The organism is Flavobacterium agricola, from assembly GCF_025919725.1.
GTDB classification, from domain to species: domain Bacteria; phylum Bacteroidota; class Bacteroidia; order Flavobacteriales; family Flavobacteriaceae; genus Flavobacterium; species Flavobacterium agricola.
This window is the reverse complement of record NZ_CP081495.1, coordinates 915463-941522: the sequence shown is the minus strand read 5'-3', so window position 1 is coordinate 941522 and position 26060 is coordinate 915463. Positions and strand designations below refer to the sequence as shown.

Annotated in this window: 26 protein-coding genes; 12 read left to right on the top strand and 14 right to left on the bottom strand. The window is 33.1% G+C overall.

Going from position 1 to position 26060, the window contains the following annotated elements:
• Positions 1–138 precede the first annotated feature (138 nt).
• The 4 genes from K5I29_RS04755 to K5I29_RS04740 are packed head-to-tail and all read left to right on the top strand — an operon-like array spanning position 139 to position 8119.
• Positions 139–1329, top strand: coding sequence for a Pycsar system effector family protein (locus K5I29_RS04755; protein ID WP_264434714.1), 1191 nt, complete (start codon positions 139–141; stop codon positions 1327–1329).
• A gap of 3 nt (positions 1330–1332) precedes the next feature.
• A complete protein-coding gene (locus K5I29_RS04750) occupies positions 1333–2160 on the top strand; it encodes an SdiA-regulated domain-containing protein (RefSeq protein WP_264434713.1) in 828 nt (275 codons plus the stop codon).
• Between the two features lie 11 nt (positions 2161–2171).
• Positions 2172–5780, top strand: a complete 3609-nt coding sequence (locus K5I29_RS04745; RefSeq protein ID WP_264434712.1) for a BamA/TamA family outer membrane protein — start codon at positions 2172–2174, stop codon at positions 5778–5780.
• 2 nt (positions 5781–5782) lie between these two features.
• On the top strand, positions 5783–8119 hold the full coding sequence (locus tag K5I29_RS04740) for a GAF domain-containing protein (RefSeq protein ID WP_264434711.1): 2337 nt from the start codon (positions 5783–5785) through the stop codon (positions 8117–8119).
• A 42-nt stretch (positions 8120–8161) separates the two neighbouring features.
• On the opposite strand, the gene K5I29_RS04735 is transcribed toward K5I29_RS04740, so the two are convergent.
• Genes K5I29_RS04735 through K5I29_RS04725 form a run of 3 tightly spaced genes read right to left on the bottom strand, consistent with a single transcriptional unit; the run spans position 8162 to position 9633 of the window.
• Positions 8162–8902: a dienelactone hydrolase family protein gene (locus tag K5I29_RS04735; RefSeq protein ID WP_264434709.1), complete on the bottom strand. Its 741-nt coding sequence runs from the start codon at positions 8900–8902 to the stop codon at positions 8162–8164.
• An 11-nt stretch (positions 8903–8913) separates the two neighbouring features.
• A complete protein-coding gene (locus K5I29_RS04730; RefSeq protein WP_264434708.1) occupies positions 8914–9174 on the bottom strand; it encodes a zinc ribbon domain-containing protein in 261 nt (86 codons plus the stop codon).
• 3 nt (positions 9175–9177) lie between these two features.
• Positions 9178–9633, bottom strand: a complete 456-nt coding sequence (locus K5I29_RS04725; RefSeq protein ID WP_264434707.1) for an SRPBCC family protein — start codon at positions 9631–9633, stop codon at positions 9178–9180.
• 128 nt (positions 9634–9761) lie between these two features.
• On the opposite strand from K5I29_RS04725, the gene K5I29_RS04720 reads away from it, so the two are divergent.
• Positions 9762–10196: a hypothetical protein gene (locus K5I29_RS04720; protein WP_264434706.1), complete on the top strand. Its 435-nt coding sequence runs from the start codon at positions 9762–9764 to the stop codon at positions 10194–10196.
• Between the two features lie 47 nt (positions 10197–10243).
• On the opposite strand, the gene K5I29_RS04715 is transcribed toward K5I29_RS04720, so the two are convergent.
• The 3 genes from K5I29_RS04715 to K5I29_RS04705 all read right to left on the bottom strand — a co-directional run bounded on the left by K5I29_RS04715 (position 10244) and on the right by K5I29_RS04705 (position 13295).
• Positions 10244–11785 (bottom strand): M20/M25/M40 family metallo-hydrolase, encoded by a 1542-nt coding sequence (locus K5I29_RS04715; protein WP_264434705.1) that lies wholly within the window; start codon positions 11783–11785, stop codon positions 10244–10246.
• 98 nt (positions 11786–11883) lie between these two features.
• Positions 11884–12480, bottom strand: a complete 597-nt coding sequence (gene rsmD / locus K5I29_RS04710) for a 16S rRNA (guanine(966)-N(2))-methyltransferase RsmD (protein ID WP_264434704.1) — start codon at positions 12478–12480, stop codon at positions 11884–11886.
• Positions 12477–13295, bottom strand: coding sequence for a DUF3822 family protein (locus K5I29_RS04705; protein ID WP_264434703.1), 819 nt, complete (start codon positions 13293–13295; stop codon positions 12477–12479). The genes rsmD and K5I29_RS04705 overlap by 4 nt, the downstream gene beginning before the upstream one ends.
• 105 nt (positions 13296–13400) lie before the next feature.
• Between K5I29_RS04705 and K5I29_RS04700 the strand changes: the two genes are divergently transcribed.
• Both K5I29_RS04700 and kdsB read left to right on the top strand, forming a co-directional pair.
• Positions 13401–14822 (top strand): ATP-dependent DNA helicase, encoded by a 1422-nt coding sequence (locus tag K5I29_RS04700; protein ID WP_264435161.1) that lies wholly within the window; start codon positions 13401–13403, stop codon positions 14820–14822.
• Positions 14823–14824: 2 nt separating this feature from the next.
• The gene (gene kdsB, locus K5I29_RS04695) at positions 14825–15562 is read left to right on the top strand and encodes a 3-deoxy-manno-octulosonate cytidylyltransferase (protein WP_264434702.1); all 738 of its coding nucleotides are present in this window, start codon (positions 14825–14827) and stop codon (positions 15560–15562) included.
• Between the two features lie 45 nt (positions 15563–15607).
• Here the strand turns inward: kdsB and K5I29_RS04690 are convergent, their stop codons facing one another.
• The 3 genes from K5I29_RS04690 to K5I29_RS13415 are packed head-to-tail and all read right to left on the bottom strand — an operon-like array spanning position 15608 to position 16755.
• Positions 15608–16315, bottom strand: a complete 708-nt coding sequence (locus tag K5I29_RS04690) for a spermidine synthase (RefSeq protein ID WP_264434701.1) — start codon at positions 16313–16315, stop codon at positions 15608–15610.
• Positions 16281–16457: a hypothetical protein gene (locus K5I29_RS04685; protein ID WP_264434700.1), complete on the bottom strand. Its 177-nt coding sequence runs from the start codon at positions 16455–16457 to the stop codon at positions 16281–16283. Before K5I29_RS04685 ends, K5I29_RS04690 begins: the two co-directional genes overlap by 35 nt.
• Entirely contained in the window at positions 16417–16755 is a 339-nt protein-coding gene (locus K5I29_RS13415) for a helix-turn-helix transcriptional regulator (protein WP_317134299.1), read from the bottom strand. Before K5I29_RS13415 ends, K5I29_RS04685 begins: the two co-directional genes overlap by 41 nt.
• A gap of 307 nt (positions 16756–17062) precedes the next feature.
• Here K5I29_RS13415 and K5I29_RS04675 point away from each other — a divergent pair, with 307 nt between their 5' ends.
• From K5I29_RS04675 to K5I29_RS04665, 3 genes are all read left to right on the top strand, one after another.
• Positions 17063–18220, top strand: a complete 1158-nt coding sequence (locus tag K5I29_RS04675; RefSeq protein ID WP_264434699.1) for a M14 family metallopeptidase — start codon at positions 17063–17065, stop codon at positions 18218–18220.
• A gap of 72 nt (positions 18221–18292) precedes the next feature.
• The gene (locus K5I29_RS04670; protein ID WP_264434698.1) at positions 18293–18772 is read left to right on the top strand and encodes an Lrp/AsnC family transcriptional regulator; all 480 of its coding nucleotides are present in this window, start codon (positions 18293–18295) and stop codon (positions 18770–18772) included.
• A 74-nt stretch (positions 18773–18846) separates the two neighbouring features.
• Positions 18847–20379: a YifB family Mg chelatase-like AAA ATPase gene (locus tag K5I29_RS04665; RefSeq protein WP_264434697.1), complete on the top strand. Its 1533-nt coding sequence runs from the start codon at positions 18847–18849 to the stop codon at positions 20377–20379.
• A gap of 28 nt (positions 20380–20407) precedes the next feature.
• Here K5I29_RS04665 and K5I29_RS04660 read toward each other — a convergent pair whose 3' ends face one another.
• Positions 20408–21460: a glycosyltransferase family 9 protein gene (locus K5I29_RS04660; RefSeq protein WP_264434696.1), complete on the bottom strand. Its 1053-nt coding sequence runs from the start codon at positions 21458–21460 to the stop codon at positions 20408–20410.
• A 180-nt stretch (positions 21461–21640) separates the two neighbouring features.
• Between K5I29_RS04660 and K5I29_RS04655 the strand changes: the two genes are divergently transcribed.
• On the top strand, positions 21641–22444 hold the full coding sequence (locus K5I29_RS04655; RefSeq protein WP_264434695.1) for an SDR family oxidoreductase: 804 nt from the start codon (positions 21641–21643) through the stop codon (positions 22442–22444).
• Between the two features lie 26 nt (positions 22445–22470).
• Entirely contained in the window at positions 22471–23127 is a 657-nt protein-coding gene (fsa, locus tag K5I29_RS04650) for a fructose-6-phosphate aldolase (RefSeq protein WP_264434694.1), read from the top strand.
• A 32-nt stretch (positions 23128–23159) separates the two neighbouring features.
• Here the strand turns inward: fsa and K5I29_RS04645 are convergent, their stop codons facing one another.
• The 4 genes from K5I29_RS04645 to K5I29_RS04635 all read right to left on the bottom strand — a co-directional run bounded on the left by K5I29_RS04645 (position 23160) and on the right by K5I29_RS04635 (position 26031).
• Positions 23160–23651: a hypothetical protein gene (locus K5I29_RS04645; RefSeq protein ID WP_264434693.1), complete on the bottom strand. Its 492-nt coding sequence runs from the start codon at positions 23649–23651 to the stop codon at positions 23160–23162.
• 12 nt (positions 23652–23663) lie between these two features.
• Positions 23664–24269, bottom strand: coding sequence for a sodium:solute symporter family transporter (locus K5I29_RS13410; RefSeq protein ID WP_317134298.1), 606 nt, complete (start codon positions 24267–24269; stop codon positions 23664–23666).
• A gap of 88 nt (positions 24270–24357) precedes the next feature.
• Positions 24358–25347 (bottom strand): sodium:solute symporter family transporter, encoded by a 990-nt coding sequence (locus tag K5I29_RS13405; RefSeq protein WP_317134297.1) that lies wholly within the window; start codon positions 25345–25347, stop codon positions 24358–24360.
• A 168-nt stretch (positions 25348–25515) separates the two neighbouring features.
• Complete coding sequence (locus K5I29_RS04635; protein ID WP_264434692.1) at positions 25516–26031, bottom strand: hypothetical protein; 516 nt, start codon at positions 26029–26031, stop codon at positions 25516–25518.
• Positions 26032–26060: the final 29 nt, after the last annotated feature.

Below are 26060 nucleotides of genomic sequence, written 5' to 3'. Positions count from 1 at the left end.
TTAATCTGTATTAAGTACTAATAGTTTATTCAGCACTAAATTTGTATATTTAATTGTTAAAAATGCACCATGTATAGCTGCTTTATAAACTAAAAATGTTTTATAAAAGTTATAGCTTATATAAAAGTTAAATTACAAATGAACTATCAAGAAATAATAGCCAATATTGCGCAATATGTGCAAGATGTTTTTGCTAAAAATCAAGACGAAACGCTGGTATACCACAACATAAATCACACATTAAATGTTGTTCAAGCAGCAGAACAAATAGGAAATCATTATCAATTAAATGAAACCGATTTTTTTGTTTTGCGAGCAGCTTCATGGTTTCATGACATCGGATATTATTTTGGTGGTAAAAACAATCACGAGCAGGTTAGCGCCGAAAAGGCAGCATCTTATTTAACAAATCTTAATGTATCAACAAACCTAATTACTCAGGTTAGTAATTGTATTAAAGCAACAAAAATGCCGCAACAACCAAATAATTTGTTAGAGCAAATTATTTGCGATGCCGATTTGTTTCATCTTGGAACAGATGAGTTTTCTATCTGTAATAAATTAGTTCGAGATGAAAACACCGCTTTATCTGCATTCACGCCAACCAAAAAAGAATGGCACAAATGTTCTATTGCCTTTTTAGCGGGGCACCAGTACCACACTGATTATTGTAAGCAATTACTAAATGCAAAAAAACAACAAAATATAGAAAAACTAATTGCTAAACTAGACGACAAACCTAAAGAAAAAACAGCTGCTGACAAGCCTAAAGAAAAAAATACGACCGATAAAAGTAATAAAGAAACGGCTAGGGGGGTAGAAACCTTGTTTCGCGTAACCTCAACCAACAATCAGCGTTTAAGCGACATGGCCGATAACAAAGCGCAAATTTTAATAACGGTAAATTCTATTATTCTTTCAGTAATAATCAGTTTGTTGTTAAGAAAGTTAGATAACAATACCTATTTAATTGTTCCTACTTTTTTAATATTAATTGTTTCAGTTGTAACTATGGTGGTTAGTATTTTAGCTACACGACCTTCAATTCCGCCCGGCGTTTTTTCTCAAAAAGATATAGAAGCTAAAAAGGTAAATTTACTTTTTTTTGGTAATTTTTATAAAATGACTCGTGATGAATATGCCGATGGCATGTGGAAAGTGATGGAAGACCGAACGTTTTTGTACGGAACTTTAATTGACGATGTGTATTCTCAGGGCGTAGTTTTAGGCCGAAAATATAAATTATTGCGCTTGGCTTACAACATATTTATGTACGGTATTATTGTCTCTGTAATTGGTTTTGTAATCTCTGTAATCTCTGTTCAATAAAATATGAGTAAATTACTAGTTAATCTTTTTTTACTGGTTTTGTGTTCGTGCACAAATCCCCAGAATAACTACTCAAGCCCGAAAGGTTACGATTTAAATAACCCACAAACGCAAGTTTTACCTAAAGAACTTGACGAAACTTCTGGCATAACTTTTTACCAAGATAACGGGACTGAAATTTTATTAGCTGTTCAAGATGAATTGGGCCGAATTTATTGGTTTGATAAAGAAAAAAATCAATTTGAATCTAAAAAGTTTGGAAAAAAAGGAGATTACGAAGGATTGGCAGCTCATAATAACATGTTATTTATTTTAAAAAGTGATGGAACGCTTTATAGCTTATCACTAAAAGATTTTTGGCAAACCGAAAATCCGAAAGTAAAAGAATATAAAAACTTAGTTCCCAAAGGTGAATACGAATCTTTAGCAGTTAATCCCTTAACGAACGAGCTCGTTATGTTATGCAAACAATGCCCCGGCGATCGTAAAAATAAAGTTGTAACCGGTTATGTATTTTCCATAACAGCCAACAACCTAAAATTAAAAAACACGTTTACCGTAGCTACCGATCAATTAGGGCCAATTATTTTTAAACCAAGCGCTATAGCGTTTAATGCACAAACCAAACAATGGTTCATAATATCATCTGTAAATAAAATGTTAGTTGAAACCGATTTAAACGGACAAGTTTTAACTTACCATAAGCTAAACGGCAAGATTTTTGAACAGCCCGAAGGCATTGTGTTTGATAAAGATGCAAATCTGTACATAAGCTCTGAAGCTGGAAAACAGCCAAACGCAACCTTAATGAAATTTGAGTATAAAAAATAAACAAATAATTTATGCAAAAAGCAACCAAATTTTTTGCCCTGTTTTTACTTTTTAATATTGGTAATTTATTCGCACAAAATAAAATTTTTCAACGCATTATTTTTATAGGCGATGCCGGCGAAATTAATGAGCAACAACAATTGGTGTTAAAAAATGCCGAACAAGCTATTATTCCAAACAAAACCATTGTTTTTTATTTAGGAGATAATATTTATCCTAAAGGAATGGGATTGCCAGGTTCTAAAGAACGTAACAAAACCGAACATATTTTAGCATCTCAATATCAGCCCATGTTGGCTAAAAATGCAAGCGTATATTTTATTCCCGGAAATCACGATTGGGATAAAATGGGTAAAAAAGGTTTGGCTAAAGTTACCGAACAAGCTCATTTTATAAACAACCAAAACAATCCGTTGTTGCATTTTGTGCCCGAAAACGGTTGTCCCGGCCCAATTGAAATTCCTATCGATGATAAGCTGGTTTTAATAACTTTTGATAGCGAATGGTGGTTATTTCCGCATAACAAAACTAATGAAGATTGCGAATGTACAACCAAAGAAGAATTTATTGAAAAAATAGAAGAGCTTGCTGGTAAAAACAAAGACAAAATGGTTTTGCTTGTTGCACATCATCCCATGCAAAGTTATGGCGTGCATAGCGGTCATTTCAGCTTTAAAGATCATTTATTTCCGTTAACAAACGTAAATAAAAATCTATATGTGCCTTTACCTGTTTTAGGTTCTTTATATCCGTTTTTAAGAACGGCATTGCCAAACCCAGAAGATCAAATGCATCCATCGTACCAACAAATGGTACAACAAATTAATGCAGCATTTGCATACAATAAAAATGTAATTCATGTTGCCGGTCACGAACACGGCTTGCAGTTTATAAAAAATAACAACAACATTCAGGTTGTAAGCGGCGCAGGTGCAAAAAACACAGCCATTAAAAAAGGAAATGGCAGTTTATTTGCTACCAAAAATGGCGGATTTGTAGTTGCCGATCAATTAGAAAATGGCGAAATACAGATTACCTATTATGCAATTGATAAAAATAGCATGCAACAAGCATTTACTTATACAGTTCCGTTTTTAAAACAAACCAAATTAGAAAATGCGATAAGTACATCGCCATTAATGCATCAAGATTCGGTAGTGGTTAAAGCCAATGAAAAATTGAATGAAGGCGGCAAAGGACATCGCAAATGGTTGGGCGAAAATTATCGAGAAGAATGGGCTGCCGATACAAAACTACCCGTATTTAAACTTTCAGAATTAAAAGGTGGTTTAGTACCAACGCAAGCCGGCGGTGGTATGCAAACCAAATCATTACGATTGGTAGATCCGTCGGGCAAAGAATGGGTTTTACGAAACGTAAACAAAAACATGGAATTGCTTTTACCTGATGCACTGCGTGAAACCTTTGCTAAAGATGTGGTAAGCGATGCATTAAGCGGGCAACATCCGTATTCGGCATTATTAGTTCCGCCAATTGCTGAAGCTGCCGAAATTCCTCACGCCAATCCAATCATTGGTGTGGTTGCGCCCGATATTAATTTAGGAGATTACGCCCCCGATTTTATTGGAAAAGTTGTTTTGTTAGAAGAGCGCGAACCTATCGGGAAATCAGATAATACGCCCAAGTTATTTAAAAATCTGAAAAAAGATAACGATAACGAAGTTGATACCGACGAATATTTTAGAGCGCGTTTGGTAGATGTTTTGGTTGGCGATTGGGATCGTCATCAAGACCAATGGCGTTGGGCTGTAAAAAAAGATAAAAAAGGAAATAGAAAATACAGCGCTGTACCACGCGATCGCGATCAGGTTTTACATGTGGTAGATGGTATTTTACCAGGCATTGCTGCTGGGCCAATGGTTATGCCACGCTTGCACGATTTTGATGGAGAAATTAAAAAGATTAATTACTTTTTTATGGCTGGGAGCGATTTAAATAGCAAATTTTTAAATCGTTATGACGAAAACAGTTGGAATGCCATGGTAAACGAATTTGTTGCTACGGTAACTGATTCGGTTTTACAAGCTGCTGTTCAGGCTTTGCCAGAATCTTCTCAAAAAATTCGAGGCCAACAAATTTACGAGCAGTTAAAACAACGCCGAGATAATATGCCGCAAGCCATGCAAACGTATTATCAGTTTTTTAATCGTATTGTAGATATTCAAACCTCAAATAAAGAAGAATTAGTTTCTATAACCACCGTTGGTAATCAATTAAAGATTCAAATTAATAAAATTAGTAAAAAAGGGAACACCGATCAGGTACTTTTTGAACGCGTTTTTGATCCGGCAGTTACTAAAGAAATTCGATTGTTTGTTCATAAGGGCGATGATGTTGTTCAGGTTGATAATACAACTCCGATTCGTTTACGCATTGTAGGACAAAAAGGAAATAAAACGTACAATATTGTTAACAGCCAAAAAAAGGTACGTATTTACGGAAAAAAAGAAGGCGTTACGTTTACCGGTGCAACAAACCGTGTAATTAAACATTTAAAAAATGATAGCATTACAACTGCGTATTTGCCAACCAATTTATACAATCGTGCCCGAATTTTACCAGCCGTTGGGTTTAATAAAGATGACGGATTGTTAATAGGTGCGGGAATTAAGTTTATTAATCAAGGATTTAGAAAGGCACCGTATGCCAATTCACAAGAATTTTATTTTAAACATTCCTTTGCTACCAATGCATACCATTTTGGATTTAATAGCGAATGGATTCAGGCTTTAGGTTCAGCTGATATTTTATTTAATGCTCAAGTTATGGCACCAAATAACACGCAAAATTATTTTGGTTGGGGTAACGGAACGAATTATAATAAAAACGAAAGCGATATTAGTTATTACCGCAGCCGTTTTTCAATTTTAGAAGCAAAACCAGAAATTAGATGGCGTAAATCCGATCGTGCTGCATTTAGTGTTTCTCCGTTTTTTCAATATTATTCGTACAATCCGGATAAAAATGACGGCCGATTAATTTCGAATCCGAATTTAGTTGGTACTTACGATGCTGATTTTGTTGATAAAACTAAATTATATGCCGGTTTATCTTTAAAATATTTAATTGATGCGCGCGATAATGTAATTTTACCAACAAATGGCGGTCTTTTTCAAATAGAAATTGGTGGCTACAAAGGGTTAAATTCATATGCTAAAGATTTTATTCAAGCCAAAGCAGAAGTTTCTATCAATAAAAAATTAGATCCAGCTAGCGTTTTTGTAATTTCTAACCGATTAGGTGGTGGTGTAACATTGGGCGATGTGCCTTTTTACAATGCTTTATTTTTAGGTGGACAAGGTAATTTAATGGGATTCCGTCAGTTTCGATTTGCGGGCGAAAATATGTTGTATAACAATTTTCAAACCCGAATCCGATTAGCACATTTAAACAATTACATTTTACCAGGCGAATTAGGCGTTTTAGGCTTTTTTGATGCCGGAAAAGTTTGGGCCAAAAATTACAATAGCAGCCAAATACATACCGGTGTTGGTGGCGGAGTTTATTTTGTGCCGTTAGATATGTTTGTACTTAAAGTACAAGCCGGTTATTCTAAAGAAGGTTGGTACCCGTATGTTACCTCTGGATTTAAATTTTAAATATGAAAACGCAATTACTCGATATAACAAATGATATAAATGTTGGAGTTTATGGTTTAGACGTACAATTGTCTTTTACGCCATTTATTACCTATTTAGAAAATCGGATTGAATCGGCATCGGTGGTTAAAAAAGATATTTTTAAACAAACCGTTGCCAAAATTAAAGCTAATCCGTACATAAACGATACCATAGATTTAGAAAATATAAATCATTTTAAAGATGATTTAGAATGGATTTATAGCGTTTTACAACCTCCGCTAGAATGCGAAGAAACTGCTTTTTGGGCCATGGGTTTAGTTATAGAACCCATTGTGTTTTATGGCACCAATGCCTTTTATGATTTGTTACATAGCAAAGCACGTTTGTTTGATAATTGTAGCAGTTTAAAAGATCGCCGCAAGCAACTGATTAAAAAGAAAATGTTGCTTTGTTACACGTTAATTTTAGAAAACCTGTATCATTACGATGTATCTAATAAAACCGATTTTTCGCAAACCGTTTTTGTAGAAAAAAATGGCTTACCTAAATATTATCGTTTTCATATTGATACCCGATTTGTAGAAGTTCAAGCCAAACAACCGCTGCCAAAAATCAATTTATCTGCAATTGCTAACGAGATGCAGAAAGAAAATTTTGATTGGGAAAAAGGTTTGCAACAATTGCCATTAAATCTTTTTACTTTTAAAGGATTTTGTATAACCAGTGCTGAAGATGTTACGGCTGAACAATCAGTTGAAAATATTAAAAATCTGGCTTTAAATCAGCGCTCGTGCGCAGCCAATGATAACGAAGAAATTGTTCGATCGTTAAAATCCTTAATGGGTTCTAATGCTATTGAATTTGGTTTGTTGCCTAATTTTAAAATAAACGGTCGAACGGTTTTTCCGGGTGAAACCGATTTTAATACCAACCCAGGATCTGCAGCAACCAATATTAGGCAAGGTTTTCATGTGCTATTAGATGAGCTACTTAAAAATCCAGAAACGCTTATTTTTGAAGGCGAAGTAATTGATGAAAAATATGAGTTTATTGCCGAGTATTTAAAACGTACCAACATTCAGTCGTATGCTTTATTACCTATTTTTCACAGCAGTAATATTGTTGGGGTTTTAGAAATTTACAGCATGCAAAAAGAGCAATTATTTACCGGACGTTTGGGCGAACTTCGTGCTGTTTTGCCAACATTGGCGCAATTGCTTAAAAATTCGATCGACGATTTTAATTATAAAATTGACAACATTATTAAAAACAACTTTACGGCCTTGCAACCTGCCGTACGTTGGAAGTTTAATGAAATAGCTTGGCATTATTTACAAAAAGATTCAGGAAAAAGTAAAATAATAGAAGATATTAAGTTTACCAACGTTTATCCGCTTTTTGGCGTTGTAGATGTAAAAGATTCTACCATAATGCGTAACAAAGCTTTGGTACAAGATTTGGTTTTTCAGTTAACCGCATTGGCTAATTTATTAGAAAGTGCAAAATCTGAAACCGGAATTATTGTTTTAGATGAAATTTTGTTCCGAACGCGAGAATGGTTAGCATCTGTAAACGCATATTTTAATGATAATGATGCGGTTTTATTGAATGAATTTTTAGATCAAGAAGTTTTACCGCTATTAAAAGAAGTTGTTTTAAACGAAAATAGCCAGCTGGAAACTGATTTAAAAAATTACCTACAATTGGTAACCCCAGCAACGGGTGCTGCGTATAAAAACCGCCGTGCGTTCGAAAATTCTATGAAAGCCGTAAATAATTTAATTAATACGCATTTAGAAGTTTTAAATAGCGAACTGCAAGAAACTTTTCCGGCTTATTTTGAAAAATTTAGGACCGACGGGGTAGAATACGATTTGTACATAGGCCAATCTATAACGCCAAGTAAAAAGTTCAATCAGCTTTATCTTAAAAATATCAGATTAAAACAGCTAAATTCAATGGCCGAAATAACAAAAGCAACCCAAAATATTGCTTTTGATTCTGAGTATGCCTTACAAACTACGCAATTAATTTTTGTACGTTCGTTGCCCATTGATATATCGTTTCGTGTAGATGAACGTAAGTTTGATGTTGACGGTAGTTATAATATTCGATATCATATTATTAAAAAACGCATTGATAAAGTGCATATAAAAAATTCGATACAGCGTTTAACGCAACCAGAAAAAATAGCAATTGTTTATTACAACAAAAGCGAAGAAACTGAATATAAAGAATACGTAAAATATTTACAGAAACAAGGTGTTTTAAAAGATGATTTAGAATTTTTAGAATTGGAAGATTTACAAGGCGTTTCTGGTTTAAAAGCTTTACGGGTTGGGGTAGTACTCGATTAATTATAAAATAAAAAAAGATGGACTTTTCCATCTTTTTTTTATTTAGTTGCGCAAAACTTCATCTAAAAATAATAAGATATGCTGCCAAGATCGGTCGGCCATAATTTTGTTATAATCAGGCGATGCAGGGTTGGTAAACGTATGTTTGCAGTTTGCGTAATTAATAAATTGCCAATCGGCTTCTGCCTGATCCATTTCTTGCTCAAAATTTAAAATTTCTTGTTTAGAAACGCTTGCATCTGCAGCACCATTTAATACCAAAACCTTAGTTTTTATTGGTCCGTTTGCTCGATCGCCTTTACCTAAATTACCATGAATAGAAACAACTCCTTGTACGGGCAATATTCCGCGAGCAGTTTCTAAGGCACCCGTTCCGCCAAAACAATAACCAATAACTGCAATTTTATTCGGATCTGCGCCTTGTTTTATTAATTCATTAAGCGCTAACTGAATGCGTTGTTGGTATATTTCAGGGTTGGTTTTGTAATAACTAGATAATTCTTTAGCTTGTTTTGCATCTTTAGGCTCGTTACCAACACCATATATATCTGCAATAAAGGTTTTGTAACCTTGGTTGTTTAAATTTACAGCAGCTTGTTCTGCTTCGCTGTCGATGCCCATCCAAGCAGGTAAAATTAGTACCCCCGGTATATTTTTTTTGTTGGTTTTAATGGTTTTTCCTGATAAAGGTTTTCCGTTGTCTGAATACGAGATTGAACTTAGTTTTTGGGCTGAAAGGATTTGCATAGCAAATAGAGCTAGTAATACGTATAAATGTTTCATAGTTTATCAGTTTAATTTTTCCAACGGGCTAAACGTTTCATTCCTCTTGTAAACAACCAAGCAATTATTTTAGAGCGGCCGCTTTTTATCATTTGTTGTCTACAATGTTCTTGAAATTCGCTAACAGTGCCCGTAAATGTAAAAGATCCGTTAGCATAGCAATAGCTGCAATAATCTGTATTTTTACTACCATCTGCATTGGTACCACCGTGTTGCGGATCTTCTTTCATTGGCATGCCGCAACTTTGGCAAAATTTATTTTCTGTTGGCATTTTTTATTTTTTTAAAAACTTATCGTGAATCAAATTCAGGTTAATCCCATGTTCTAAATATGCTTTTAAACCATCTAAAACGGTTGTAAATCCGCCGGTGTTGTTTTTTATAACTTCAATTAATTCGTTTCCAACTTCAGTAAATCCATAATTTTTTATCTGTACGTAGGTAGTTTGCTCAGAAACTGCTTCAAACTCAAAATCTAAATACGTTGCAGGCGTTCCCCAAGTTAAAGCGATAAGTTGATTCGGTTTTATATCAAACACAAAAACATCGGTTTTAACTTTGTACATTTCCCATTCCCAGGTAATGGTTGTACCAACTTCTAGGCTACCACTTGCATTGGTAAACCAAAAGTTTTTGGTGATTTCTGGATCTATAAAAGCATTAAAAACCTCACTTACAGGTTTTTTAATAAGCATTTGCGCTTCAGCAATCGGAACATATGTTGCATTCATTCGTAAAAAAATTATAACTTTAAATTACTTATTTTTTTAATGCGATTTACAAATATTAATTTAAATATATTGTAAAGAGTTTTTTGAACAAGCAGAAAAAACAAATTATTATTTAAAAAAACCGCATTATGAATAAATTTTACACCTTTATATTTTTAGCTTTTATAAGCATTTCGTGTACCAACAAATCGGTTACTACTGATTTAAAAGAAACTGATTCGATGCAAGAAACAAATCATTCAATTATTGGGAATGATAAAGATGATCATGGATGCATTGGTAGCGCAGGCCAAACTTGGAGCCAATTACAAAATAGTTGTGTGCAAGTTTTTACTATTGGTATTCGATTAGATCCGGTTATTGAAACAGCTGATACAGCAGTTTCTAGTGCTTTTATAGTATTTAATAGTGATAAATCGCAAGCAGAAATATTTTTACCTGATGCAGATGTATCAGTTATTTTGCCAAATAAAGATGGGGCAACGTATTCTAATACTGAATATGCTTACGATTCTGATTCTGGGGTTTTATATCAATCAAATACAGAAATTTATAAACAATAAAAAAGGCAGTTATAAAACTGCCTTTTTGCATTTATGTATTAAATCACCTAAGGTTGTTGCATTAGTAATTTAAAATGGTTAATCATGCGCATGTAGTTTTCTATTGAAATCGATTCGTTATCATTATGAATTAAACGTTGCTCGTATTCATTTATTTGTACTGGCATAAAGCGAAAAACATTATCAGAAACCAATTCGTATTTATAGCTATCGGTTCCGCCAATGGTTAAATATGGGGTTATAATAGCATTTGGATAGTTTTTAGCAATAACATCTTTTAAAAATAAATATTGTTTGCTATCGGTTGGCGAAAGGTTAGATGGTTCACGTTGCGATATAATATCAATTTCGGTATCATAACCTTCGCATTGCTTTTTAACATGTTCTAAAACATCAGCAACCGTTTGTCCTTGTAAAATTCTAAAGTTTACGGTTAACGTAGTTGTTGCCGATAAAACGTTAGGTGCATCGCTGGCGTGCATCATGGTTAAAGCTGTTGTTGTACGAACCATAGCGTTAGATGCTGGCGTATTTTCGAGTGTTTTTAGTAAAACGCCCCCTAGCAACCATTGGTTTGAAATAGCCAATTTTGATTTAAAATCCATGGCACCACCAATATTATTAATAAAGTTTGCTACTGGCGGAATTATAGTTGCAGGCAATTGGTTGGTATTTAGTTTTTCTGCAAGTTCTGCAGCTAAAACTAAGCTGCCTTTTTTAGGAGGAATAGAAGAATGTCCGCCCGTACCGTTTACACGAATGGCAACGGTTAAAAAGCCTTTTTCGCCAACGCCAACGGTTGCAACTGCTTTATCTACCGCTTTTAATACCGTTTTTGGACCTAATACAAATCCGCCTTCATCATAAACAGCATCAAAATGAATGTTTTGTTCTTTAAAATATTCTGCAATTTTTTTAGCACCGTTTAGTCCGCTAACTTCTTCATCTTGTCCAAAAGCAAAATAAACATCTTGTTCGGGTTGGTAGTTTTCAGCAATTAATTCATCTGCAGCTTCCATAATGGCAATAAGCATCCCTTTCATATCTAAAGTTCCGCGTCCGTATATACGGCCGTTAGCAACTGCGCCACTAAATGGCGGATATTTCCATTCGCTTTGGTATTCAGTAATCGAATCGGTTTCGGTATTGGTTAAGTTAAATACGCGATCGCCTGTTGTAGGATCAAGTTCAAAATTATAATCGCTAATTGGTACTACATCTTGATGAGATAGAAATAAAATGGGCTTTTTGGTAGCATCTTTTCCTTTCCATTTAAAAACTAAGCCGTGTTTATTAATGGTTAACGTATCCATTTGTTTGTAAATGGCCGGGTACGAATTGATTAAAAATGATTTAAAATCATTAAACGGTTTAAAATCGGTGTTTTCGTAATTTACGTTGCTTATTGTAGGAATACGAATGGCTTGAGCTAAGCGGTTTATCGCTTTGCCGTTGTAAGGATAAACTTTAGCATGATCTTTTAGTTTTTTGGTTGGTTGAAATGGATAGCTAACCATTTTAATAACCAAAACAGCAACTAAAGCTATTACAATAAAAGCTAAGGCAAAAAATACGCGTTTAATAGTCATGTTTTATGATGATTGGTTTTTGATTACAACTTTTTTGTTGCTATATATTTTAATTAAAGATAAAAAAAAAGAGAACATGGTTGTTCTCTTTTTAACGATTATTCGTTATCGGTTTCAAAATCATCTACATCGTCGTCCTCGTCTTCATCTTCTTCAAATTCATATTCAAAAAAGGAGAAAACGGTTCCGCCGTAATTACGATCAAAACTATGATGTTCTATATTTTCTAGGTTGGTATGTTTAGAATGTTCTACTACCAACATACCTTCTTCATCTAATAATTCATTTTCAAAAATTAAATCGATAATTTGTTTGAAGGTTTCGTCAGAAAAATCGTAAGGTGGATCAACAAAAATGATATCGTAGGTTGCCTGATGACGCTCTAAAAACTTGATAACATCAGATTTTACGGCAGAAATATCAAAATCAAATTCTTTTGTAACTTTTTTAATGAAATTTACGCAGCCCATATCGCCATCTACCGAAACAATGGGTTTAGAACCGCGCGATGCAAATTCGAACGAAACGCTGCCAGTACCTGCAAATAAATCTAAAACCTTAAGTTCGGTTAAGTTAAAATGATTGTTTAAAATGTTAAACAAAGCTTCTTTTGCCATATCGGTTGTTGGGCGTACCGGTAGGTTTTTGGGTGGATCTATTTTTCGGCCTTTATATTTACCAGAAATAATTCTCATGCGTGTAATAAAATAAAATGTTCTAAGTTTTCTTGTTTGCTTGCTTTATTTAAGGTTACAAAAGGTTGCGTGTCGTAAACAGAAACGTAACGAATGTATTTGTAAGCCATTAAAAAGGCAGTATGTTGTTTGTGTATGTTACCAATAAAATAGGTAATAATATGTTCTGGATTTAGTTTAAGCTGCTCAAAAGTAAATAGCAGGTAATAAATAAAATCTTCAGTAGTTTTATGTTCAAACGAATTGTAAAAAATAAGTTTTTGGTTGTTTACCACTACCAATTCAAAATGATTTTCTTGATAATGTACAAATGCAAGGTTTTGCTCTTTGTTTTTAGATAAATCTAAAACTTTTTGCACTAAAACCGAATTGGCATTTTTGTAATTAATTTCGGGCCAAAAATCTAATAACAAATTATTAATGTTGGTAAACGGTACGTAAATGTTGTACAAATCATAACGTTCTAAAAAATCATAAGCCGTATCATCGCTTTCAAAAACTTTGGTGTTGTATTGCAAATAGCTTTCTATCTTGTTTTTATCAAAAAAAGCGCCAGGTACAAAACAATTGTAGTTGTTGTTGTGCAGCACCAAAACTTCGTCAAAAACCATTTTTAAATCTACCAACGTGGTTAAGCTTTGCTTAATTTGCTCGGTTAAAACGCTAATTGTATTGGCATAGGCAGTAAACTTTACTTGTTGTAAATGCACAATGTTTTGTGTAAGTACATCTACAATAGCGTAAGACAGATGATGCGCATCTATCTTAATAAGTAATTTTTTATAGGTTTTAGCAGTTATTGGTTGATTGAGCATTTTTGATTTAAAATTTTGCTTGTACAAAAATACAATTTTTTTAGTTATAAATGTTTCTGTGGGTATTACTATGTATCTTTGTATGCTAATGAATACAACGATTACATGACTGCTACCGATTTTTATAAAATTTTACGTTCCGGATTTCCGTTCGACGCAACCTTGCACCAAGATATTTTTTTTAATAAAGTAGCCGATTTTGTTTTAAGTACTAAAATTCAGGATCAAATTTTTGTTTTAAAAGGTTTTGCAGGTACTGGTAAAACATCTGTAATATCTACTTTGGTTAACAATTTAGCCGCTGTAAAATGGCAATATGTTTTATTAGCACCAACTGGTAGAGCGGCAAAGGTAATTAGCAATTATGCCAATCAATCTGCTTATACTATTCATAAAAAAATATATTTTCCTAAAAAACAAGCAGGAGCAAGCATGGGCTTTAGCATGCAACCTAACAAACATAAAAATACTATTTTTATTGTTGATGAAGCTTCTATGATATCCGATTACAGCAACGATTCTCAGTTATACGAAAACGGTTCACTTTTAGATGATTTAATTATGTACGTATATTCAGGGCAAAACTGCAAGCTTATTTTAGTTGGAGATACAGCGCAGTTACCACCCGTTGGTAGCGTAGAAAGCCCTGCATTGAATGTAGATAAGTTGATGCGCAATTACAATATGGAAGTTACGCATATTGAACTGAGCGAAGTAATGCGCCAAGAAGTAGATTCGGGTATTTTGTATAACGCTACCGAATTGCGCGAATTGCTGCATCAAAACTTTTGGGATCATATTGATTTTAAAACCAAAGGATTTAAAGATATTGTGCATTTAACCGATGGTTACGACATTCAAGATGCCATTTATTCGGCTTATAACGATTTTTCGGTTGAAGATACCGCGTTTATTGTCCGTTCAAACAAGCGTGCCAACCAATACAACCAACAAATTCGTATGCGTATTTTAGACCGAGAATCTGAAATTTCGCCTGGCGATTATATGATGGTAGTAAAAAATAATTACTTTTGGTTAAAAGATAGTAAACATACCGATTTTATAGCCAATGGCGATATTATTGAGGTATTACAAATTTATAAAACCATTGAATTGTATGGTTTTAAATTTGCCCGTGTTAAGGTTCGGTTAATTGATTATCCCAACGAACCTGATTTTGAAACTATGATTTTGTTAGATACGTTATATAGCGAATCACCTTCATTAACCTACCAACAACAAAATCAGTTGTATCAAGAAATTATGTTGGATTATGAAAACGAACGCGCTCAATATAAAAAACATCAAAAAATGCGCGAAAACGAATATTTTAACGCCTTGCAGGTTAAATTTTCGTACGCCATTACGTGCCATAAATCACAAGGTGGGCACTGGAATACCGTTTTTGTAGAAAAACCGTATTTACCCGATGGAATTAGCGAAGCTTATATTCGTTGGTTGTACACCGCAATTACCCGAGCAAAAGACAAATTATATTTAATAGGATTTAAAGATCAAACCGAATAAAAATGAAAATAATTGCTGTAATTCCCGCTCGTTACGCATCTACGCGTTTTCCGGCAAAATTAATGCAAGATTTAGGTGGTAAAACTGTTATTTTACGCACCTACCAAGCAGCTATAGCAACCCAATTGTTTGATGACGTTTTTGTTGTAACCGATTCTGAGTTAATTTACAATGAAATTATCCAAAACAACGGAAAAGCTATTATGAGTATAAAACAACACGAAAGCGGAAGCGATCGTATTGCCGAAGCAGTTGCTAATATGGATGTTGATGTTGTGGTTAATGTGCAAGGTGACGAACCTTTTATTAACAAACAAACCTTACAAAATTTGGTTGAGGTTTTTAAACAAGATACAGCCAAACAGGTAGATTTAGCATCAGCTATGTATCAAATTACGGATTTAGAAGATATAAACAATCCAAATCACGTAAAAGTAGTTACCGATCAAAACGGTTTTGCATTGTATTTTTCACGTTCCGTAATTCCATTTCCGCGCGAAACAAATGTTGGCGTGCGTTATATGAAACATATCGGAATTTATGCATTTAGAAAATCAGCTTTGCTAGATTTTTATAATTTGCCAATGTTAAGTCTTGAAGCTTCTGAAAAGCTTGAACAATTACGTTATTTAGAATATGGCAAACGCATTAAAATGATTGAAACTACCGAAGGAAGTTTAGGCATTGATACGGCAGAAGATTTAGAAAAAGCCCGCTTATTTTTAGCCAACCAACATTAAAAAAAATCCGAAAGCTTGCTTTCGGATTTTTTTATTTTATCAGCGTTATGTATTTTTCTGAATTAAATATAAGGTATTAAACGGATTTAGATGCGAAAGCACCAATATGTTGTAATCTGTTCCAAAAACAGCATGTAACATCCCGTTTATGCCAGCATCTTTATTTTTTGTTTTAATGGTATTAAATAGCACGTAACCTTGTGTTGCAATAAGTTTTTTTAGCTGATTTAAAAAAGGTTCTGTAAACACAAAATCAGGAATTACCTCATCCAAAAATAAATCTACCAGCACCAAATCATACAACTTGGTGCTTTGTGCAACAAATTGCGCCGCATCAGCAACCCATAATTTACATTTTGTAAATTGATTGATGTTAAAATAATCTTCAGCAATTTGTAAAACTACCGGATCAATATCTACCGCATCAATATTTCCTGTATAAAAATGATTTTTATACAAGGTTTCTATTACGCTTCCGCCAGCAACGCCAAGAATCAGAATTTCTGTAAACCGATTTATTTCCCGTTCCGGAATTTGTTTTAAGCCAGCAGCTAATAAACGTTGCAAATTGCCGTACGAATAATTTGTTTTTTGTGTATCTAAAACTAAAGCACCATCGTAATAGGTAAGTTCTAATTTTCCTGAAAATTCAGATTGAAAAGTTTTTATACGAATAGGATATAAATAGCTTAAAACTTTTAAAAAAATACGGTATAAATCATTTTTCAGGTTTAAAAGATTTAAATGTACCATTTTTATAAAAAATTACAATTTTTTCAATTTCAAAATCTTCTTTGGTTTCAGACAAAAAAGCTTGGGCAACCGAAACTGCATTTTCTTCATTTAGTTGTGTTTCATTTTTTGCTTGAGCAACGGCTTCCTCTTTTTTTTTCATTTTCAGATTCGTGATCCGAAAGCTGATTTGTAAAAGTTGATTCTGTTAAAAATGGAGTAGAAGCAAATGCCGAAGTAAGCATATTTCCGTTACCGTGCAACAACCAATTCAAATCTAAATCCGAAAATGAATCTTGTACTTTTAAGACAAAATCCAAGCTAGGTTTATTTCGCCCAGAAAGTAAATGTGAAACGCTTGAGCGTTGCACACCAATTTTATCAGCAAAAGTAGAAGGGGTAAGCTCGTAAAAATTAAAAAGCTGTTCTAATCTTTTTGTAAATTCGTCAAGGTTTAACATTGTAACAAATCATTTTTTATGTGTTTACAAATATATATAAAACAAGGTTGTAAAACAATGTTACAAATGTAAACAAATATTAAACAAGTAAATTAAATTAAACGTAAACTTTAGGTAGTTGTATTTAAAAAACTGAAAACAAGTAAATTATGTTTTTTTGTTAATTTTGTAATTTACAATTTAACAATGTAACTCATGTTTGTTCTTGTTAATTGAATTAACAATTTACATTTGTTTATTAGATGGCCTAAAAACCAGTTACGAATGTTAATTTAGAAATATTTACATTTGTAATTAAATTAGAATCATGGAATTTACAGCTTTATACAATCAATTTAATTGTGAGGCATTATCGGGCCGTTACATTACAAATAATCATATAGAACCTTTATTGCATAATTTACCCATTGCTTTTAAGGTTGAACAAATTGGACATTCAGAAAACAACCTTCCCATTCAACAAGTAACATTTGGAACCGGAAAAATTAAAATATTAATGTGGTCGCAAATGCACGGTAACGAATCTACCACCACAAAAGCTTTGTTTGATTTGTTTAATTTTTTAGGTTCTGATAATGAGTTAGCAAAAAAAATAGCAACAACGTGTACGTTACAAATTATTCCAATTTTAAATCCGGATGGTGCTTTAGCTTATACGCGTGTAAATGCTAATGCAGTTGATTTAAATCGCGATTCAGTTGATTTATCTCAAAAAGAAAGCACCTTGTTACGCAATCAAATTGATACATTTGTACCAGATTTTTGTTTAAACCTGCACGATCAACGTACTATTTTTGGTACAACCGGGCATAAATTGCCAGCAACGGTTTCTTTTTTAGCACCTTCTTATGATGAAGATCGAAACATAAATGCAGTTCGTGAAACAGCTATGCAACTAATAGCGGCTATGAATAATGTTTTGCAAAATTATATTCCGAATCAAATCGGTCGTTTTGACGATGGATTTAATGTAAACTGTATTGGTGATATGTGTACCAGTTTAGGTATTCCAACCATTTTGTTTGAGGCCGGGCATTATCCGGATGATTACGAAAGAGAAGAAACTCGAAAATATATTTTTATTAGTTATTTGGCGTTTTTTCAATCATTATTAGAAAATACATATAATCATCAAAAAATAGAGAATTATTTGGAAATACCTGAGAATACTAAGAGCTTTTTCGATGTTTTGTTTGTTAATTTTGAATTAAATGTAGATAATTTGAAAAAAACATTTAAATTTGCAGTACAATATGAAGAAGTTTTGGTTAACAATCGTATAGAATTTGTGGCAAAAATATCTCAAATTGATAATTTAGATCAATCTTACGGTCATTTGGAATACGATTTATTAGGAGTGGAAACTTCTGATTTTGAATTAAATAAATTTCACGTTGGGCAATTGGCCGACTTCAAAATAAACGAAAAATTAAAACTAGTTAATGGTTTGCTAATAAAACAATAATTATTTAAATTATTATTCGTTTATTTTTTAAAATATTGTAACTTTGTTTCAGAAATATATAAAATAAATACAATGAGTAAGTTTCGATTAGATGAGGTAGATCATCAAATTCTCGATATGTTAATCGATAATACAAGAGTACCATTTACTGATATTGCAAAAAAATTATTAATTTCTGCTGGTACGGTTCACGTTAGAGTTAAAAAAATGGAAGATGCAGGAATTATTCAAGGTTCTTCTTTAACTTTAGATTACGAAAAACTAGGCTATTCTTTTATTGCTTACGTTGGTGTATTTTTAAGCAACACCTCACAAACTAAATTTGTTTTAGAGCGTGTGAGTGAAATTCCTTTCGTAACGGTTGCGCACGTAACTACAGGTAAGTACAATATTTTTTGCAAAATTAGAGCGAAAGATACTAAGCACGCTAAAGAAGTTATTTTTATGATTGATGATATTGACGGCGTTTATAGAACAGAAACTATGATTTCGTTAGAAGAAAGCATCAACGATAAAAAACGATTAATGCACACAATTTTTAAAGAATTATAATATATTTATTATTCTTTTAGTTATACTAAGGTCAAGCAACATTGCTTGGCCTTTTTATATTTAAAGCTATTTGTATGCTAATAAAAGTTTATAGTAGTGCTGTATTTGGTATTGATGCACAATTAATCATCATAGAAGTTTTTATAGATAAAGGCATTGGGTACCATTTGGTTGGTTTGCCTGATAATGCGATTAAGGAAAGCTCTTACCGAATTGCTGCCGCATTAGCAAATAATGGATTTAAACTTCCAGGAAAAAAAATTACCATAAACTTAGCGCCTGCCGATTTACGTAAAGAAGGTTCTGCTTACGATTTGCCAATAAGCCTTGCAATTTTGGCCGCTTCACAGCAAATTACTATTTCTGATTTTAAAGAATATCTTATTCTAGGAGAACTTTCGTTAGATGGTTCTGTTTTACCCATAAAAGGTGCTTTACCTATAGCCATTCAGGCAAAAAAAGATGGTTTTACTAAACTAATTATTCCTCATGCTAATGCCAATGAAGCGGCTATTGTAGATGGTATTGCTGTTTATGGAGTTAAAAACCTGAATGAAGTTTTAGAGGTTATATCTGATTCTGGTAAAATTCTTCCTGTGCAATTAAATACACGTCAATTATTTTTTGATGCTTATCACCAATCAGAATTTGATTTTGCAGATGTAAAAGGGCAGGAATCTGTTAAACGTGCGATAGAAATTGCCGCCGCAGGCGGACATAATATAATTTTGGTTGGCCCGCCTGGTTCCGGAAAAACGATGTTAGCCAAACGCATCGCTAGTATTTTACCACCTATGAGCTTGCATGAAGCTTTAGAAACTACCAAAATACATAGCGTAATTGGTAAGGTAAATGCCGTTGGGCTTATTTCACAACGTCCATTTCGTTCCCCACATCATACGTGTAGTTCGGTTGCGCTGGTCGGCGGAGGTGGATATCCACAGCCCGGAGAATTATCATTAGCGCATAATGGTGTTTTGTTTTTAGATGAATTGCCCGAATTTAAACGCGAAGTTTTAGAAGTGATGCGTCAGCCATTAGAAGATCGAGAAGTTACTATTGCACGCGCTAAATATACCGTAACTTATCCATCGTCGGTTATGCTAATTGCTAGTATGAATCCCAGTCCTTCAGGATTTTTCTTAGATGAGAATGCTCCGTTACAAGCCGTAAACGAAATGCGTAAATATTTAGCAAAAATATCGGGTCCGTTGTTAGACAGAATTGATTTGCATATTGAAGTTAATCCGGTGCAATTTGAGCAGCTTTCTAGTGCTGAAAAAGGAGAATGTTCAGAATCGATTAGAAAACGTGTTATAGCAGCTAGAAACATACAATTGGAGCGTTATAAAGCACACGAACAAATTTTTTACAATGCACAAATGCAAACCAACTTGTTAGAGCAGTATTGTAAATTAGATGCAAAAAGTTTAACCTTATTAAAAAAAGCGATGGATCGATTAAATTTATCAGCTCGCGCTTACGACAGAATTTTAAAGGTTGCCAGAACCATTGCTGATTTAGAAGCTGAAGCTTGTATTTTACCACAACATATCGCAGAAGCCATTCAATACCGAAGTTTAGATCGTGAAGGTTGGTTAGCATAAAAAAAGCCCTTGATATCAAGGGCTTTTTTTATTTATGTAAAGTTTCTTCCATGCGTTCTAAAACACCAGCTTGGTTGTCATCTGTAACCATTAAATAACTATTTCCTTTACCATAAGGGCAGTATTTAACGGGTAAAGTAAGTTTAAATAAACCAATGGTTTTTGTAGGAGCAGCAACGCTTAAGTGCATCATTCCAGAATCTGCAGCAACTAAAAGTTCGCAGTTGTACATTACTGCAGCAATTTCACGAACATCTTTGCTATAGAATTCAGGTAATTTATGTTCTAGCATCGAAATGTTTTCTACCGGTAATATTTCAATCAAATTGTAATTTTCGGCATATTTTGGGTAGAATAAATTGTAAAATGATTGCCACCACGTTACTGGGTAACATTTTTCGCCGGTTGCGTAGGTAAAAAAAGCTATTGTTTTTTTGTTAGAATCGGGGAAAAAGCTTGCTAATGTTTCTTTTCCTTTCGTAATTTCTTCTTCAGTTAATTGAATATTTAAAATAGGATACGGAGCAGTAACTTCGGTTTTTGTAAAAAGCTCAACAAATTTTCTAAACTGATAAACCGGATATTTACCATAATGAATCTGATCTTCATCAACTTCATTCTTTAAAAATTCATCTCCGTATAATTTGTACGTTGCATTGGCAAACGTGGTTGATAAACGCCCTGATGAAGACGATTTTTCAACATTAATAACCAAATCGTATTTTTTCTGACGTAGCTTAAACCAAACACCAATATAATCGGCCAACTGTTTAAAGGGTTTTTTAGGTAGTTCAATAATTTGATCTACTTGCGGGTAATTCTGAAAAACAATAGGTGCAACTTTTCCTTTTACGAATAAATCAATCTTAGCTTCTGGAAAAGTTTTAACAATTTCCTGAATTAATGGCGTAATAAGCAAGGTGTTTCCTAACCGTTGGTTGGGTCTACTTATTAAAACATTTTTTATAACTAATTCTGTATTAGTGTTTTTAAGTTTGTTTATAGAATTAGTTCCTATGCCACGGGTTAAACCGTGCATTACTGTTCTTCTAAAGTGATTTACCTTGGCTTTAAAGCTCATGCTGATTGTGTTTATTTTGCTAAATTATAGTTTTTACAAAATATACCAAACTTAATTTTGCTTATTTCTGAATTTTTGGCAAAAAGCTTAAAATCGATGTTTATCTGTTTACAATCTGTTGGTAAAGGCAGTAAGATTAACTATTATTTACTATTTTCGCAGTATATACAATTTTAAAGGATGCAAAAAGTTATTTTAATTACCGGAGGTTCATCGGGTATTGGAAAATCAATTGGAGAATATTTACAAAAACAAGGTTATATTGTTTATGGTACGAGCCGTACTCCGGAAAAAATTACCAATAGCTTGATTCCTTTAGTTGCTTTAGATGTTCGTGATGTAGTTTCTATTAAGCAATGCATCAACCAAGTAATAGAAAAAGAAGGAAGATTAGATGTTTTAATTAACAATGCTGGCGTTGGAATTACTGGTCCGTTAGAAGAAATTCCGATGGAGGAAATTAAAAACAACTTTGAAACCAATTTATTTGGCCCTATTGAAACCATGCGTGCGGTTTTACCACAAATGCGTAAACAAAAATCAGGATTAATAATAAACATAACTTCTATTGCAGGATATATGGGCTTGCCTTTCCGCAGCGTTTATTCATCTAGCAAAGGTGCTTTAGAATTAATTACCGAATCGTTGCGTATGGAAGTAAAACAATTTGGAATTGAGGTTACCAATGTTGCTCCTGGCGATTTTGCTACTGATATTGCATCCAGACGTTTTCATGCCCCCGTACTTTTAAATTCGCCTTACAAAAAAGTTTACGGCCAACAGCTAGCTACAATTAACGAGCATGTTTCTGGTGGAAGCGATCCGATAGAAATGGCTCAAGGCATAGCAAAAATTATAAAAAACGGCAACCCTAATGTACATTACAAAATAGGTGCTTTTATGCAAAAATTTTCTATTGTATTAAAACGCATTTTACCAGATAAAATGTACGAAAAAATGTTAATGAATCATTATAAACTTTAATAACAAATAAACACAACATAAATACTATGAAATTTTTTATTGATACAGCAAACTTAGCTCAAATTGAAGAAGCACAAGCTTTAGGTGTTTTAGATGGTGTTACAACTAATCCATCTTTAATGGCTAAAGAAGGAATTACAGGTAAAAACAACATTTTAAAGCACTATTTAGATATTTGTAATATTGTTGATGGTGACGTAAGTGCCGAAGTAATTGCTACTGATTTTGAAGGTATGATTAAAGAAGGTGAGGAGCTTGCCGATTTACATGATCAGATTGTAGTAAAAATTCCGATGACAAAAGACGGAATTAAAGCTTGTAAATATTTTTCAGACAAAGGCATTAAAACCAACGTAACTTTAGTTTTTTCTGCCGGACAAGCTTTATTAGCTGCTAAAGCAGGAGCAACTTATGTTTCACCATTTTTAGGACGTTTAGATGATATTTCTATGGACGGCTTAAACTTAATCGAAGAAATTAGGTTGATTTATGATAATTATGCTTTTGAAACTGAAATTTTAGCAGCTTCAATCCGTCATACCATGCATATTGTTAACTGTGCTAAAATTGGTGCAGATGTTATGACAGGTCCGTTATCATCTATTACCGGATTATTAAAACACCCATTAACAGATTCTGGTTTGGCACAATTTTTAGCCGATCATGCTAAAGGAAATGAATAAAAAAAACCTCGCTTAGCGAGGTTTTTTTTATTTTATAATGTTGCAGTTACGTTAGCTTGTGTATTTTCTACAACTTTACGCGGTCTGCCTGGTTTTTTAGTATAAACTTTATTTTTTCTGATTTTATCAAGTTCGTCTTGTGTTAAATACGGTTTCCAACGATCTAAATAAACTGTTTTTCTGGTTTTGGTATCTACACGAACTTCAACCATGTAATATCCGTCTGGATGTTTACGTTTTTTAACCAATTTAAAGCCATTTTTGTTGTTGTAAACTTCGCCTTGATACAAGTAATAATGTCCGGTAATGCGTTTTGCACCTTTAGGAACCAAGCTTGGATTTCTTAAAAAGCGTGTCCATCCTTTCCAAGATGGTTTAAAACTTTTAAATTGATTTGGGTTTGACGGTAATAAAGCTTCTGCTTCTTCGTCGTTTGCACGTAAATCCAGATATTCTTGTCTGGTTTTTACACCTTTTTCAAAGATGTACTTTTGTGCATCTTCATAATTTAGTTTTCCCTTCATAGTATAATTTGGTTATGGTGAGTCCCTTTTTAAAAGTTGTAAAAAGCTACTTATACTTATGGTTAACAATGCCCCAATAAAGTTAAGCCATAAAAAGCCAACAACATTTATGTAGTAAATATATAAAATTATTAATTGTGAAAAAATAGCACCGTAAAAAATTGCATTGCTTTGTACTTTTTTTAAAACAATGGCTACCAAAAATATACCTAGAATAGTTCCGTAAAAAATAGATCCGATAATATTTACTAATTGAATCAGATTTTCGAACATAGAACTGATACAGGCAAAACCAATTGCAATTGCTCCCCAAAGCAAAACAAAAATTCTATTTATTAATAACGTTTGTTTTTCAGAATATTGTTTAATGGTATTTTTTAAATAGATATCAAACGTGGTTGTGGTTCCTAAAGCTAATAACGCAGATGCAGCAGAAGCCATTGCTGCCGATATAATTACGGCCAAAATAAGCCCGATTAAACCTTTGGGTAAATAGTTTAAAACAAAATTTAAAAAAACGTAATCTTTATCGTTTGTGCTAATGGTTGCATCGGTTTGTTGAATAAGTTTTTTTGCTTGTTCTCGTAATTTAAGTTCTTTGGTATTTAAAGCAACCAAATATTTTTCTAAAGTTGCGTTATTGTAATCTTCTTTAAGTTGTTGTAAGTAAAATAAGTTTATTTCTTTTTTTCTTGTTGTACAATTTCTAATTCTTCTTGCAAAGCCATATAGTCAGCTTTATGTTCTGACTGTAATACCATTTGCGTGTTGTTTGGGTTAAAATGAATAGGCGATTGATTAAACTGATAAAATATAAATACCATAATGCCAATAAATAATATAAAAACTGCATAGGTACTTTTAAAACGCCGTTCATAAGTAAACCTTTGGTAATCTCCTTAATAGATTTTCCTGACATATAGCGCCCAACCTGAGATTGATCGGTTCCGAAATAAGCTAGCGATAAGAAAAACCCACCAGTTAAACCACTCCAAATGGTATATCGAGTTTCTAAATTAAAGCTGGTATCAATAATTTGTAATTTATTATTAGCGCTGGCAATACTTAAAATGTTTGAAAAAGTTAAGTCATTAGGTAACGTAAAAATGATATACAAAACAACCAATGCCATTCCTGAAATAATAAAAAACATTTGTACAGGTTGGGTTTTGTTTAAAGCTTTAGAACCTCCGGTTAAGGTGTATGAAGTAATTAATAATCCAATTAAAATATTCAAATATGTTACTTGCCAACCTAATAAAGTTGCTAAAACAATGGCAGGAGCATATATGGTAAGCCCGGTACCTAAACCACGTTGAATTAAAAATAAAAAGGCAGCTAAACTACTTGTTTTAGCATCAAACCTTTTTTCTAAATACTGGTATGCGGTAACAACATTGTTTTTGTAATATAATGGCACAAAAACAGCACAAACTACAATAATTGCCAAAGGCATTCCGAAGTAAAATTGTATAAAACCTAAACCGTCATGAAACGCTTGACCAGGAGTTGATAAAAATGTAATAGCACTGGCTTGGGTAGCCATGACAGATAAACCCACGGTGGCCCATTTGGTATTTGTGTTATCTAAAACATAATTCTTTAAGCTATTGTTGTTTAGACTTCTATACCAGCCGTAAAGTACAATTGTTGCAATAATGGTGCATAAAATAACCCAATCTAAAGGTTGCATCATGGTTAGTTAAATATTTGCATTAAAATATAAAAGCATATAATATATAATGCATTAATAAACAGTACAAAAGAATAAGCTTTTCTCCAAACTAAATGTTTTTTCATGCGGTAAATTTTGAAATTAAGATAATAAAAAATACAGATTTACAAAAAGTAAATCTGTATAAGTTTATCTATTAAAATGTGAATTGCGATCTACATGGTTTCGATTCGGATGCTTGTAATGTTTATTAGGGCCTTTATCATGTCCGTATTTATTTCCTTTACCATTGTTATAACCATTTTTTTTTGGCCCGTGGTGTTGGTTTCGTACCGGTTGGTAATTCCCTTTTCGGTAGTTTTTCGGATATTTTTTTACGTGTGTATCATAATACACATATGGGTTTGGACCAATATCATAAAGTGAAACCTTATAACACGCGTTCAAATTGTACTTCGCGTAATGCTTGGGTAAATGGCGATTTCTAACCCATCCTTTTTTATGCGGATAAATGTACATTCTTGTTGGAATATCGTAATAAACGCCAATTTCAGGAATAAAATAATATCTTGTTTCAGGTATGTAGCGTTTGGGCGCCCATTCTGGTAACGAATTTACGTTGATATTTATATTTACTTGCGCCTGAGATTCGGTAGCACATATTGCACTAAAAAAAACGAATAAAATAAACATTTTGATTTTCATAATTTAACATTTTGTGGCTTTCTAAACAA